The 13,218-nt window shown below is 73.5% G+C and carries 10 protein-coding genes and 1 tRNA gene; 4 read left to right on the forward strand and 7 right to left on the reverse strand.

Going from position 1 to position 13,218, the window contains the following annotated elements; translation table 11 throughout:
• Positions 1-106 precede the first annotated feature (106 nt).
• The 4 genes from AB0L89_RS19800 to AB0L89_RS19815 form a co-directional block, all read right to left on the reverse strand.
• Positions 107-1,081: a ribose-phosphate diphosphokinase gene (locus AB0L89_RS19800; protein WP_150168841.1), complete on the reverse strand. Its 975-nt coding sequence runs from the start codon at positions 1,079-1,081 to the stop codon at positions 107-109.
• Between the two features lie 115 nt (positions 1,082-1,196).
• On the reverse strand, positions 1,197-2,630 hold the full coding sequence (gene glmU, locus AB0L89_RS19805) for a bifunctional UDP-N-acetylglucosamine diphosphorylase/glucosamine-1-phosphate N-acetyltransferase GlmU (RefSeq protein ID WP_365142698.1): 1,434 nt from the start codon (positions 2,628-2,630) through the stop codon (positions 1,197-1,199).
• A gap of 169 nt (positions 2,631-2,799) precedes the next feature.
• A tRNA-Gln gene (locus tag AB0L89_RS19810) sits at positions 2,800-2,870 on the reverse strand.
• Positions 2,871-2,881: 11 nt separating this feature from the next.
• Entirely contained in the window at positions 2,882-3,661 is a 780-nt protein-coding gene (locus tag AB0L89_RS19815) for a hypothetical protein (RefSeq protein WP_365142464.1), read from the reverse strand.
• A 167-nt stretch (positions 3,662-3,828) separates the two neighbouring features.
• Between AB0L89_RS19815 and AB0L89_RS19820 the strand changes: the two genes are divergently transcribed.
• Entirely contained in the window at positions 3,829-5,157 is a 1,329-nt protein-coding gene (locus AB0L89_RS19820) for a histidine kinase (protein ID WP_365142466.1), read from the forward strand.
• Positions 5,158-5,211: 54 nt separating this feature from the next.
• Here AB0L89_RS19820 and AB0L89_RS19825 read toward each other — a convergent pair whose 3' ends face one another.
• Together AB0L89_RS19825 and AB0L89_RS19830 are read right to left on the reverse strand one after the other, a co-directional pair.
• Complete coding sequence (locus tag AB0L89_RS19825) at positions 5,212-5,730, reverse strand: SUKH-3 domain-containing protein (protein ID WP_365142468.1); 519 nt, start codon at positions 5,728-5,730, stop codon at positions 5,212-5,214.
• A 52-nt stretch (positions 5,731-5,782) separates the two neighbouring features.
• Positions 5,783-6,319, reverse strand: a complete 537-nt coding sequence (locus AB0L89_RS19830; protein ID WP_365142700.1) for a YwqJ-related putative deaminase — start codon at positions 6,317-6,319, stop codon at positions 5,783-5,785.
• A gap of 283 nt (positions 6,320-6,602) precedes the next feature.
• On the opposite strand from AB0L89_RS19830, the gene AB0L89_RS19835 reads away from it, so the two are divergent.
• The 3 genes from AB0L89_RS19835 (at position 6,603) to AB0L89_RS19845 (ending at position 11,615) form a co-directional block, all read left to right on the forward strand.
• Complete coding sequence (locus AB0L89_RS19835) at positions 6,603-7,598, forward strand: SMI1/KNR4 family protein (RefSeq protein WP_365142469.1); 996 nt, start codon at positions 6,603-6,605, stop codon at positions 7,596-7,598.
• Between the two features lie 7 nt (positions 7,599-7,605).
• On the forward strand, positions 7,606-10,455 hold the full coding sequence (locus tag AB0L89_RS19840) for an SUKH-4 family immunity protein (protein ID WP_365142471.1): 2,850 nt from the start codon (positions 7,606-7,608) through the stop codon (positions 10,453-10,455).
• A gap of 260 nt (positions 10,456-10,715) precedes the next feature.
• Positions 10,716-11,615 (forward strand): cellulose-binding protein, encoded by a 900-nt coding sequence (locus tag AB0L89_RS19845; protein WP_365142472.1) that lies wholly within the window; start codon positions 10,716-10,718, stop codon positions 11,613-11,615.
• 21 nt (positions 11,616-11,636) lie between these two features.
• On the opposite strand, the gene AB0L89_RS19850 is transcribed toward AB0L89_RS19845, so the two are convergent.
• Positions 11,637-13,217 carry a cation acetate symporter gene (locus AB0L89_RS19850; protein ID WP_365142702.1) on the reverse strand — a complete coding sequence of 527 codons (1,581 nt, stop codon included), beginning with the start codon at positions 13,215-13,217 and terminating at the stop codon, positions 11,637-11,639.
• Position 13,218: the final 1 nt, after the last annotated feature.

Below are 13,218 nucleotides of genomic sequence, written 5' to 3' on the forward strand. Positions count from 1 at the left end.
ACAAAAGGTGTGGCCTCCCTCGCCGAGCAACTTCAGAAGTCTACTCGGCCGGGAGGCCACACCCAAAAGGATCTTCGAGAGCCCGGGATCCGGGCCCTCCAGCGCCTTACTGCTCGTCGAAGAGGCTCGTCACCGAACCGTCCTCGAAGACCTCGCGCACCGCGTTGGCGATGGTCGGGGCGATCGACAGGACCGTGATCTTGTCGAGCTCCAGCTCGCTCGGGGTGGGCAGCGTGTCCGTGAACACGAACTCGCTGACCTTGGAGTTCTTCAGACGGTCGGCGGCCGGGCCCGAGAGCACGCCGTGCGTGGCCGTCACGATGACGTCCTCGGCACCGTGCGCGAACAGGGCGTCGGCGGCGGCGCAGATCGTGCCGCCCGTGTCGATCATGTCGTCGACCAGGACGCAGACGCGGCCCTTCACCTCACCGACGACCTCGTGCACGGTGACCTGGTTGGCGACGTCCTTGTCGCGGCGCTTGTGGACGATCGCCAGCGGGGCGCCGAGGCGGTCGCACCAGCGGTCGGCGACGCGCACGCGGCCGGCGTCGGGCGAGACGACCGTCAGCTTCGAGCGGTCGACCTTCGCGCCCACGTAGTCCGCGAGGATCGGCAGCGCGAAGAGGTGGTCGACCGGGCCGTCGAAGAAGCCCTGGATCTGGTCGGTGTGCAGGTCGACCGTGAGGATGCGGTCGGCGCCCGCGGTCTTCATCAGGTCGGCGATCAGGCGGGCCGAGATCGGCTCGCGGCCACGGTGCTTCTTGTCCTGACGGGCGTACCCGTAGAACGGCACGATGACGGTGATGGAGCGGGCCGACGCGCGCTTCAGCGCGTCGATCATGATCAGCTGCTCCATGATCCACTTGTTGATCGGAGCGGTGTGGCTCTGGATCAGAAAGCAGTCGGCGCCGCGCGCCGACTCCTGGTAGCGGACGTAGATCTCGCCGTTGGCGAAATCGAAGGCCTTCGTCGGCACGATGCCGACACCCAGCTTGTGTGCGACCTCCTCGGCCAACTCGGGGTGGGCGCGGCCGGAGAAGAGCATCAACTTCTTCTCGCCGGTCGTCTTGATCCCGGTCACAGCACTGTCTCCTCAGAGAGTTCGTCCCGCTGCCGTACTCACGCGTCCCGGTGCGTCGAGTCGGCCGATGTGTGCACCTATCACGGTACGCCGTGTCAGGCGCACCTGTTTCCGGTCAGCTTCCGCTGTCCGTCTCCCGGGACGCCGCCTCGGCCGCCTTCGCGGCCGCGCTCCCCGGACGCTTACGGGCCACCCAGCCCTCGATATTCCGCTGCTGGCCCCGGGCGACGGCCAGTGAACCGGCCGGCACGTCCTTCGTGATCACGGACCCGGCGGCGGTGTACGCACCGTCCCCGACCGTGACAGGAGCCACAAACATGTTGTCCGAACCGGTACGGCAGTGGGAACCCACCGTCGTGTGGTGCTTGGCCTGACCGTCGTAGTTCACGAAGACGCTCGCGGCACCGATGTTGGAGTGGTCGCCGATGGTCGCGTCGCCCACGTACGACAGGTGCGGCACCTTCGAGCCGTCGCCGATCGTCGCGTTCTTCATCTCCACGTACGTACCCGCCTTGGCCTTCACACCGAGCCGGGTGCCCGGCCGCAGGTACGCGAACGGCCCGACGCTCGCCCCGGCCCCGATCTCGGCGCTGTTGGCGACGGTGTTGTCGACGCGGGCGCCCTCGCCCACCGCGGTGTCCGTCAGGCGGGTGTTGGGGCCGACCTCGGCGCCCTTGGCCAGGTGGGTGGTGCCCTGCAACTGGGTGCCCGGGTGCACGATCGCGTCGCGGTCGAAGGTGACCGTGGCGTCGACCCAGGTGGAGGCGGGGTCGACGACGGTGACGCCGGCGAGCATGGCCGCGGTCAGCAGCCGGTCGTTCAGCGTGCGGCGAGCCTCGGCCAGCTGGACGCGGTTGTTGATGCCCGCGATCTCCTCGTGGTCGTCGGCGACGGCGGCGCCGACGCGGTGCCCGGCCTCGCGCAGGATCCCGAGGACGTCGGTGAGGTACTCCTCGCCCTGGCTGTTGTCGGTGCGGACCTTGCCGAGCGCCTCGGCGAGGAGCCGGCCGTCGAAGGCGAAGACGCCGGAGTTGATCTCGCGGATCGCGCGCTGGGCCTCGGTGGCGTCCTTGTGCTCGACGATCGCGGTGACGGCGCCGTTCGCGCTGTCGCGCACGATGCGGCCGTAGCCCGTGGCGTCGGGGACCTCGGCGGTCAGCACGGTCACGGCGTTGCCGTCGCCGCCGTGCGTGGCGGCGAGCTTCTGGAGCGTGGCGCCGGTCAGGAGCGGGGTGTCGCCGCAGACGACCACGACGGTGCCTTCGACGGTGCCGCCGAGCTCCTCCAGGCCGATGCGGACGGCGTGTCCCGTGCCGTTCTGCTCGGCCTGGTAGGCGGTGCGGACCTCCGGGGCGATGGTGCGCAGGTGGTCCTTGACCTGGTCGCTCTGGTAGCCGACGACGGTGACGAGCTGCTCGGGCGTGAGCGCGGACGCGGCGTGGAGCACGTGCCCGATGAGGGAGCGGCCGCAGAGTTCGTGCAGGACCTTGGGGAGGTCCGACTTCATACGGGTGCCCTCACCCGCTGCGAGGACGACGACGGCCGCCAGCGGGGTCTCCCCCGCAGGAGCGGAGCCGACTGCTTGGGGAAGGTTGGCGCTCACGGGGATGCCCTTCGGCTTCGGATGCTGGGGGTGGACATCCGCAGGATACCGGGGCGTAGGGGGGCGGAAATGGGGGCGGGTCCCGACCTTGTAGGTCAGGACCCGATCCGTGCGGCTCCCGGGGAAGGAATCGAACCCTCATTCAATGGACCAAAACCATTTGTCCTGCCATTAGACGACCCGGGATGGTTCGCCTGTCATGTCCGATTCTGCTGATCGGCACGGCATGCGGACAACACTATGCCGCACCAGGCGCCTTCAATGCGACGGTACAAGTCGGCGCTCTGGCGCACTTTGACCATCAGGCAGCCGCGGTAGGCGTCGCTCACGTTCTTGCGGACGGTCTTCGGGTTGTGCCTCTTGAGCGTCGTCTTGTAGAAGGCCGTGGAGTCGGCGCCGACCAGGGCGGCCCAGTAGCGCTCCGCGCCGGCCACGTCGGCGCTCTCGTGGATCATGACGCAGAAGCGCAGGCGTTCCCGTTCCACGCCGAGCATTGCCAGCCAGGCGAGGAAGACCTGGATCATCCCGGGGTCGCTGTTGACGAAGGTGACGTTCTCCCGCCTGGCGTACGGCTTGTCCTTGCTGCCCTCGGACCAGTAGAGGCCGACCCCCACGAGGAACAGCTCGCGGTCCGACAGGCTGCCGACGGCCTGACGTGCGGTCTCCTTCGTGCGCTGTCGTTCCTCGTCCCGTGCCGCCGACTCGCACTCCCACCGCTTGTGCGCCGCCAGCTTCGCCTGCTCCGACGGGTCTCGTCGCGCCGGCCTCGGCAGATCCCGCACCCACAGCGAGACCGAACTCTTCGAGCAGCCCAGCTCCACCTGGATCCGGTCGTAGGTGAATCCCTGGAGCCGCAGCTCCCGTGCCCGCTCCCTGCGGCTCGGCCCCGCCCCGCGTAACGCCACCGCCTTCTCCCGCAGCCCCTCGAAGTCTCCGTACTTGCCCGTGCCGCCCGTGGCGGGCGTGATCTCCGTCATGTGGACAACGTCGTCCGGAATGCGGGCTTCCGGGGCGGAATCTTGGTGAGATCAACAGTTCGAGGGATACCGGCAGGTTTCGTATTCCTTCGAACGGCGCGTGTGCGGGGACGGCGGCCCGGAAACTCACCGGAAAACCGGGGCGCAACGCCCGTACGCTGGAAGGCATGACCACGACGGGGGACGAGCGCACCACGCCCATGACCGGGCCGTGGTGGTGGGACCGGTGGCGCGGGGCCGCGCTCGACGCGGGGCTCGCCGCCCTGTCCGCGCTGGAGTGCGGGGCCGAGGGCGTCGCCTTCGCGCACGACGCGGGACTGCCGACGCCGGTGGGGGTCGGCTTCGGCGTGCTCGCGGGCGCCTCGCTGCTCTTCAGGCGGCGCTGGCCGATCGCCGTCGTCCTGATATCGATCGCCATCACGCCCGCCCAGATGGGCGTCCTGCTGACGGTCGTCGGCCTCTACACCCTGGCCGCCTCCGAGCTGCCGCGCCGCATCATCGCCACCCTCGCCGGCATGTCGATGGCCGGCACCCTGATCGTCGCGATGGTGCGGGCCAGCCAGGACCTGTCGGAGGGCGGCGCGCAGCCGCCGGTCGGCAGCGAGTTCATCCCCTTCTTCGCCGTGGCCGCCGCGGTCGGCGTGACCGCGCCGCCGGTGCTCCTCGGGCTGTACGTGGGCACGCGCCGCCGTCTGATGGAGGGCATGCGGGAGCGCGCGGACAGCCTGGAGCGGGAGCTCCAGTTGCTCGCCGAGCGCGCCGAGGAGCGCGCCGAGTGGGCGAGGAACGAGGAGCGGACCCGTATCGCCCGCGAGATGCACGACGTCGTCGCGCACCGGGTGAGCCTGATGGTGGTGCACGCGGCCGCCCTGCAGGCCGTGGCGAGGAAGGACCCCGAGAAGGCCGTCAAGAACGCCGCGCTGGTCGGTGACATGGGCCGCCAGGCCCTGACCGAGCTGCGCGAGATGCTCGGTGTGCTGCGCACGGGCGACGGCACGAAGGGCGCGAAGCCCGCCGAGCCGGTCCCGCTGGCCGCCGTGGGGTACGCCGCGGCGGCGGCCGCCTCGCGTGCGGTGGACGAGGAGGGCCCCTCCCTCGCCGAGCTGGACGAGCTGGTGGGGCAGTCCCGTGCCGCGGGCATGGCGGTCGACCTGTCGGTGGAGGGCGAGCCGCGCGACTATGCCGCCGATGTCGAGCAGACCGCGTACCGCGTGGTGCAGGAGGCGCTGACCAACGTCCACAAGCACGCGGCGGGCGCGAAGACGTATGTGCGGCTCGCGCACCGCGGGGCCGAGATCGCGATGCAGGTGGAGAACGAATCGCCGCCGGAGCCCGACGGCGCGGGCGCGGCCCGGCTGCCCAGCGGGGGCAACGGCCTGGTGGGCATGAAGGAGCGGGTCACCGCGCTCGGCGGGGTGTTCGTGTCGGGGCCGACGGACGGCGGCGGTTTCCGGGTGTCGGCGGTGCTGCCCGCGGCGGCGGTCGCGGCCGGCTAGCCCTTCCGGTTACGTCCCCGGGCCCGCCGTCAGTGCTCAGCGGGCCGTCCGTGCTCAGCCCGCCGTCAGGCGGATCGGCTGGGCGCCCGTGACGAGCGTGCTCAGGGCCTGGTCGATGTGGGCGCCCAGGAACCAGTCGCCGCTGTGGTCGAGGCTGTAGACGCGGCCTTCCGCGTCGATCGCGAGCAGCGCCTGTGTCTCCGTCTCCTCGCCGATGGGGCACACCTCGGTGTCCAGGGCGCGGCCGAGGTCGCCGAGGGTGCGGGCCAGGTGCAGGCCGTACATGGGGTCGAGGTGGACGGTGGCCGGGGCTATCTGGCGGCCGGGGCCCTGCGGCACGATCTGCAGTCCGCCGAACTCGGCCCAGGCCTCGACGGCCGCGGGGAAGACGGTGTGCCGGTGTCCGGCGGGCGAGGTGTGGCCGCGCAGCGCGTCGGCCCAGATCTCGGCCTGTTTGATGTCCCAGCGCCCGGCCCGCCAGCCGGCGGCGCGCAGGGCGGCGTCGACGGGGACGGGGAAGCGGGTGCTGCCGCCCGCGGCGGGTGCGGCGGTCGCGGAGTGGTCGGCGTGCATGTGGGGTGGCCCTCGTTCGGTCGTGCGGACGGTCGTCGGGGACGGGCGACGGTCAGGAGTCGGTGGTCGTCGGGTCCACGACCCGTACGCCGAAGTGCGCCGTGAGGGCGGTGCAGGAGCGGCAGGGCTGCGCGAAGGAGCCGTGCAGGGGGTCGCCGTCCTCGCGGATGCGGCGGGTGGTGAGCTTGGCGTGCCGCAGGGCCTTGCGGGCCTCTCCGTTGGTCATGGGCTTGCGCGAGGCGCGTTTGGAGCGGCTGGCGTCGGCGGCCGTCAGGTGGCGCGAGACGAGGATGGCCTCGGCGCAGCGGCCGGTGAAGCGCTCGCGCTGGCCGCTGGTGAGGGCGTCGAGGAAGTCCTGGACCAGCGGGTGGAGGGCGGGTGGTTCCTCGCCGCGGCCCGGGGTGCAGGTGAGGGTCGTCTGGCCGCGTACGGAGAGGGCGGCGGCGACGGTCGGCAGGATGCCGTCGCGGCGCTGGCGCAGCACGGGTGCCTGGGCGGCGGTGGCGCTCCAGCCGACGCGGGGGTCTCCCGCGGCCGGTGCCGTGGTGCCGTCGTTCGTCCTGGTCGTGGACAACGTATGGCCGGACATGCCGCTCTGTGCCGTCTGCATCCTGGTCTTCCCTCCCCCTGCCCGCGGTCGTCACCGCGTCTGCCACGCCCCCGCGTTGCGCGGTACAGCCTGCCAAATGGGGCGGGTGGTGCGGAAGCTGGGGCACTCCGACACGCGTGGCTTTCCGCCGGGTTTCGCCGCACGGTGACCGGCCGGTGGCTGCTGGTCATGGAACCGGAGGCCCGATGACCGGTGTCGTCCTTGCGCATAGGCTGTGTCGCCAGAACCAGAACCTTCCACAGTGCCGCAGGGGGCAACCGCCATGACGACAGGTCGGCTGGGGCAGCAGTCCGCGCCGCCGAACGCGGCCTACGCCGGGCAGGTCGTGCACTTCCCGGACCCGGTCCGTGCCGCCCGCCATCCCAGAGGGGTGCGCGTGGACGGGCACGGCTATCCGGACTTCTCCGCCTACGCGCGTGCCGCTGCCGAGATCGCCGAGCCGCCGGAGGGCTTCGGCGTCGACGAGCTGCGTCTGACGGACTACGTGTCGGCGAACGCGGCGCTGGCGGCGGCGGGCCACGAGCTGTGGGACACGATTCCCGCGGTGGCGACGCCGCACGGCTGGACCTGGCACCACGTGCCGAACAGCCGTCGTCTGGAGCTGGTCCCGGTCGAGGTGAAGGCCCTGCTGCGGCACCACGGCGGGATCGCGACGACGTCCGTGGAACAGGACAAGAGGGGGACGCGTCCGTTGCAGGAGACGCGCCCCGCGCACTTCGGTCTGCCGAAGACGTCGGTCGCGGTGACCGAGCAGCAGGTCCAGGGTGTGGAGGAGGACCTGGGCTACCGCCTGCCCGGTGCCTATCGCACCTTCCTGAAGGCGGCGGGCGGCTGTGCGCCGGTCGGTGCCGCGCTCGACGCGGAGCTGGGGCTGCTGGTGGACCAGCCGTTCTTCACGGTGCGGGACGAGGCGGCGGTCAATGACCTGGTGTACGTCAACAAGTGCCTGCGCGACCACCTGACCAAGGACTATCTGGGGGTCGGTTTCGTGCAGGGCGGTCTGCTGGCCGTGAAGGTCAAGGGTGACCGGATCGGTTCGGTGTGGTTCTGCGCGTACGACGACGTGCGGGACGTCTCGGAGGCGGCCGCGTGGCCGCCGGACGAGCGGGTGCGGCGGCTGCTGCTGCCGTGCGGCGACGACTTTGACGCCTTCCTGTCCCGGCTCGCGGGCAATCCGCCGGAGCTGGAGACCGTGGCGAACCTGATGGTGGACGGCGGCTTCGCGCAGGCCGTCCCCGTGTCCTCGGGTGGGGAGTGACGACGCGATGGTGACGTTCGCGCAGGCGCAGGAGCGCGCCGAGGAATGGATCAACGGCGATGTGCCGGGCTATCAGCACCGTGAGGTGCGGGTCCGGGAGTTCGACCTGGGGTTCGTCGTCTGGGCCGAGGACCGGGAGAACGGTCCGGTGTCGGACGGCGGCGGCCAGCGGCTCGTCATCGCGCGCGACAGCGGTGAGGCGACGCTGTGGCCGGCGCTCGCCGTGGGCGAGGTGATCCGGCGGTACGAGGAGGAGTACGGCGTGCCGGACGCGCCGCGGGACGCCGCGCCGCCGCCGCCCGAGCGGGTCGACCTGAATCAGACGTCGTTCCTGTTGAGCCCGCCGGAGTGGCTCCAGGAAGCGGCGGACAAGATGGGCATCCCGGACCGCAGGTCGGGGGCTTCGGCGTCGGGTGACGCCGGCTCCGGTGCGGGTGCGGGTGCGGACGCGGAGCCGGTCGCTCCGGCCGCTGCCGCCGCTGCCGCGCCGTCCGACGCCGTTCCGTCCGACGCGGGGAGCCCGGCTCCCGGCGCGCCGGGCGGCGGCACGCCGTGGCCCGCGGCCCCTGGCGGGGACGACGAGCCCGCCCGTGACGACAGCCTGCCGGTGACCTCGCCGGGCGTGCCCGCGGGGGCGACGCCGTGGGCCGGTACGGACACCAACGCCGAGGACGAGGGCGAGGACCACTCGGTCGCGCTGCCCGCCACGGTCTTCGCGCCGCCGCTGTCGCTGGACGAGGGCGACACCCCGCCGCCGGGTGTGGCGCCGGAGGCCAAGACGGCCCTGATGCACGGCGGCAGCCAACTCCCGGCGACGGCGATCGCCCCGGCCCTGAAGGGCCAGGACGCCCCCGAGGCGCCCGTGGCCCCCACCGGCCCGCCGCCGAACGCCCCGCAGCCGCCGGTCGGTTCGCCGACGCCGCCTCCGCCGGGTGCGGCCGACGCTTCCGCGTACGGCTATCCGCAGGGCCCCAACGCCCCGCAGCCGCCGACCGGTTCGCCGACGCCGCCCCCGCCGGGTGCGGCCGACGCTTCCGCGTACGGCTATCCGCAGGGCCCCGACGCGCCGCAGCCGCCGACCGGTTCGCCGACGCCGCCCCCGCCGGGTGCGGCCGACGCTTCCGCGTACGGCTATCCGCAGGGCCCCGGCGCGGCCGGTGCCCCCGGCTCCAACGCGCCGCAGCCGCCCGCCGGTTCGCCCGCTCCGCCCCCGCCCGCCGGGAGCACGCCGCCGCCCTCGGGGCCCGGCGCGCCCGGTACGCCCGCCGGTGGGTACGTACCGACGCAGCTCGTCTCCTCGCTCGGCCCCGACGGGCCGAAGCCGCCCGCCGCGGCGCCGGCGGCTCCCGGCGCGCCGCAGCCGCCCGGCGCTCCTGGTGCCCCGCAGCCTCCGGGTCCGCCCGGTGCTCCCGGTACGCCTCCCGGTGGTGTGCACCACGCCGCGACGATGTTCGCCGACCCGAGCCTGGGCGGCGGGCTGAAGCCTCCGGGTGCCCCCGGCGCTCCGGGCGCGCCCCAGCCGCCCGGTCCTCCTGGAGCGCCCGGCGCTCCCGGTGCCCCGCAGCCTCCGGGTCCGCCCGGTGCTCCCGGTACGCCTCCCGGTGGTGTCCACCACGCCGCCACGATGCTGGCCGACCCGAGCCTGGGCGGCGGGCTGAAGCCTCCGAGCGCGCCCGGTGCCCCCGGTGCTCCTGGCGCGGGCGCCCCCGGCACTCCGCCGCCCCCCGGCGGCGGCGTCCACCACGCCGCGACGATGCTGGCCGGTCCCGCCGTCGGCGGTCCCGGCGCGCCCGGCATGCCCCCGCCGCCCGCGCCGGGGCAGCCCGTGGCCCCCGGCGCCCCCGGCGGTCAGCCGTACGGCTATCCGCAGCCGCCCACCGGCCAGCCCACCGTCGGCCCCGGCTACCAGGCCGTGCTGCGCTACCGCGCGGCCGACGGCTCCGAGCAGCAGCTCATCCGCCGCTCGGCGCCCGGCACCCCGCACCCGGAGTGGCAGATCCTGCACGAGCTGCGCGGCATGAACGTGCCGCCGCAGCAGGTGCTCGAACTCCACACCGAGCTGGAGTCCTGCGAGCTGCCCGGCGCGTACTGCGCCCGGATGATCCGCGAGACCTGGCCGCAGGCGCGGATCACGTCCATCGCCCCGTACGGCAGGGACCACGCGTCCCGCCAGGGCGGCATGCAGCAACTGCTCGCGCACCAGGGCGAGTTGCACCAGGTCGCGGACGGCCCGGCCCGCCCGGCCCCGGTGCGCGCCCCGCTCCAGCAGATGGCGCCCGCCCCGGCCATCCCGCCGGAGGGCATCGCGCAGGAGCTGGCCGCGGCCTTCGGCCCCGGCGTCTTCCGCTTCGACCAGCGCGCGGTGTCCCGGCAGGGCGTGCCGGACATCGTGGCGCACACCCTCGTGGTGGCGGGCCTGCCCGTCGACTTCGGGCCGTTCTTCTGGGCGCAGGCCCAGCCGGGACGTCCGGTGCCGACGCTGGCCGAGCTGGCGCAGGAGCGCGGGGTGCAGCCGGCGTCCGACGCGGGCTCGTACCTGGTCATGGGCAGTGACTTCGGCCGCGCGCTCTGTGTCCAGTACGGCACGGCGAACATCGTGGCCGTCCCGGTGGAGGCCGGTCCGGGCGGTGCGCCGGTGCCGCCGCAGTTCGTGAACACCGGGCTGCCCGAGTTCGCGCGCTGCATGGCGCTGCTCGGCCGCATGTGGCGGCTGCGCTTCGGGCTCAACCAGGAGCAGGCGGGCCGCTGGACCGTCGACTTCCAGAGTCAGCTGGCCGCCCTGGACGGGGCCGCGCTGGCCTCGCCGGAGAGCTGGTGGTCGGTGCTCCTGGAGCAGATGTGGGACGGCCTGCTGTAGCCGCCTGCCGTGCGCGGCCGCGTACGGGATGACGCGCAGGGCGAAGGCGTCCGGTCCGGGAACGGGCCGGGCGCCTTCGTCGTGCGGGCCCGGTGGCCGATGACACGGCCCTCCGATTCCGACTTCTGGCGCCAATTGACGCATCCTTGACCGGGTGGGGTGGGCGGAGTGTCGCGTTATGAGCACTTCCGCTTGATCCATCAAGATGTGCGCCAATCGTGCTTGTACGCGCGTGGTACGTCGGAGAGGGGATCCAAAGGATGAGCAGCAGCGGTGCACCGTCGTCGCACGGCTTCGTCACCGTGCGCGGGCGCGGCTACCGTCCCGCGCAGGTGGAGGCGTACGCCGACGGCCTTTCCCGGGACCGGGACGCGGCGTGGGAGCGCGCCGCCCGGCTGACGGTCCTCGCCAAGGACATGGAGGTGGAGGCGGAGCACCTGCGGGACGCGGTCGCGCGGCTCGCCCCCCAGACGTACGAGACGCTCGGCGGGCGCGCCCGGCAGATCCTGGCGCTCGGCGAGGAGGAGGCGGCCGCCCTGGGCGAGGCGGCGCGGGCCGAGGCGCAGCGCCTGGCCGAGACCGCCGAGGCCGACGCGGGCCAGGCGCGGGACGCCGCGCGCGCCCACGCCGAGCGGGTCGGCGCCGACGCCGAGGAGTGGGCGCGGCTGCGGCTGCTGGCCGACCGGAGCACGGCGGACGAGGCGCGGGTCGCCGCCCGGCACGACGTGAAGGAGTGGCGCGGCGAGGCGCTCGCCGCGCTGCGCGAGATGCGGCAGCGGTGCGAGGGGCTGCTCGCCGACCAGGAGAAGGAGCAGACCGAGCGGTGGGAGGCCGCCGAGCGGGAGGCGGCCGAGCGCGAGGCGGCCTCGGACGCGCGGGACGCGGAGCGGGTGGCCGCCGCCGAGGCGCGGCTCTCCGAGGCCAAGCGGGCCTTCGCCGAGGCGGAGGAGTCCGCGCGGCATCGCCAGGAGGACGCAGAGGCGCGCGGCGCGGAGCTGGTCGCGGCGGCCGTGGTGAGCGAGGAGCGGGTGGTCCGCGAGACCGAGCGGGTGCTGCGCGAGCACGGCGAGCAGTGGGACGAGGTGCGGGCGCACATGGACCACGTGCGCAGCAGCCTCGCCGCGCTGACCGGCCGGGCGCCCGCGGAGGAGACGCCGTAGCGGTGCCGCGGTCCGGCGCGGTCATCGGCTCCGCCGTACCGCGCCCGCCAGGATCGCCCCCTCCACCGCCTCGTACCGTCTGCGCTGTTCCTCGGCCCGGCCGGGGTGGGACAGGCGGGTGCCGAGCCAGCCGAGGAGGAAGCCCAGCGGGATCGAGGCGAGGCCCGTCGTGGTGAACGGGAACCACGTGAAGTCGTGGTGCGGGAAGGCCGCGCCGGGGCTGCCGGAGACGAGGTTCGTGCCGGTCATCAGGACCGTCGCGCCGAGCGTCCCGCCGAGCAGGGTGCAGAGCAGGCCCGCCTGTGTGTAGCGGCGCCAGAAGAGGCCGTAGACCAGGGCGGGCGCGAGGGCGGAGGCGCCCAGGCAGAAGGAGAGGGTGGCCAGGGGCTGGAGGTTGTGGTCCTTGACCAGGACCGCGAGCAGGATCGCCGGCACCCCTATGGCCAGCGCGGAGGCGCGGGCCAGCACCATCTCGCGGCGCGGCGAGGGTGTGCGGCGGCCGTGCGCGAAGACGTCGTGCGCGAGGGAGTTGGCGCAGGCGAGGATCATCCCCGCCACCGACGCGAGCAGCGTCAGGAACAGCGCCGTGGTGACCGTCGTGAACAGCAGTGTCTCGGCGGCCGAGGTGTGGACGCCGAAGGCCGCGCGGGAGCCGAGCAGATACGCCGTGTTGCCCTGGGGGTCCTCCTTCGCGATCTCCGCGCTGCCGACCAGCGCGGTCGCGCCGAACCCCACCACGGTGATCACCAGCACGAACAGGGACACCGAGGAGACCGCCCAGGACATGGAGCGCCGTATCTCGCGGGCGTTGCGCGCCGTGTACATCCGCATCGTGACGTGCGGGAGCGCCGCGCCGCCGAGGACCACCGTCAGCTCCGAACTGATCATGTCGAGGCGGGGGTAGGGGCTGTCCGCGAACTGCAGCCCGGAGCGGAGGAAGGCCGGGCCCGCCCCGCTGCCGCGCTCCGCCGCCGCGAGCAGGGCGCCCACGTCCCAGTCGAAGCGGCGCAGGATCAGGGCGGCGACCACGACGCCCGAGCCGAGCAGCGTCACGATCTTCAGGATCTGGATGAGGGCGGTGCCCTTCATGCCGCCGAGCGCCGCGTAGCTGATCATCAGGGCGCCGAGGGCGACGATGCAGCCGGTCTTCAGGCCCTCGCCGGAGAAGCCGAGGACGAAGGCCAGCAGGTCGCCCGCGCCCGCCAGTTGGACCAGCATCAGCGGGAGCAGCGCGGCCAGGGTCGCGGCGCACACGGCGATCCGCACGGCGCGGCCCGGCATGCGGCGCGCCAGGACGTCGCCCATGGTGAACCGGCCCGCGTTGCGCAGGGGTTCGGCCAGCAGGAACATCAGCAGCGTCAGGGACAGGGCCGTGCTCAGGGCGAGGACCACGCCGTCGTACCCGAGCAGGGCGATCACGCCGCCGGTGCCGAGGACGGTGGCGGCCGAGATGTAGTCGCCCGCGATGGCCAGGCCGTTGCGCATCGGGGAGAGCGCGCCGAAGCCGGTGTAGAAGCCGTCGAGGTCGTCCCGGTCGGGCACGGCCAGGACGCACAGCAGCAGGGTGAGGGTGGCCACGGCGGTGAAGGCCACCAGGGACATC

It is taken from the genome of Streptomyces sp. NPDC052114 (genome assembly GCF_040680155.1).
GTDB lineage: Bacteria > Actinomycetota > Actinomycetes > Streptomycetales > Streptomycetaceae > Streptomyces.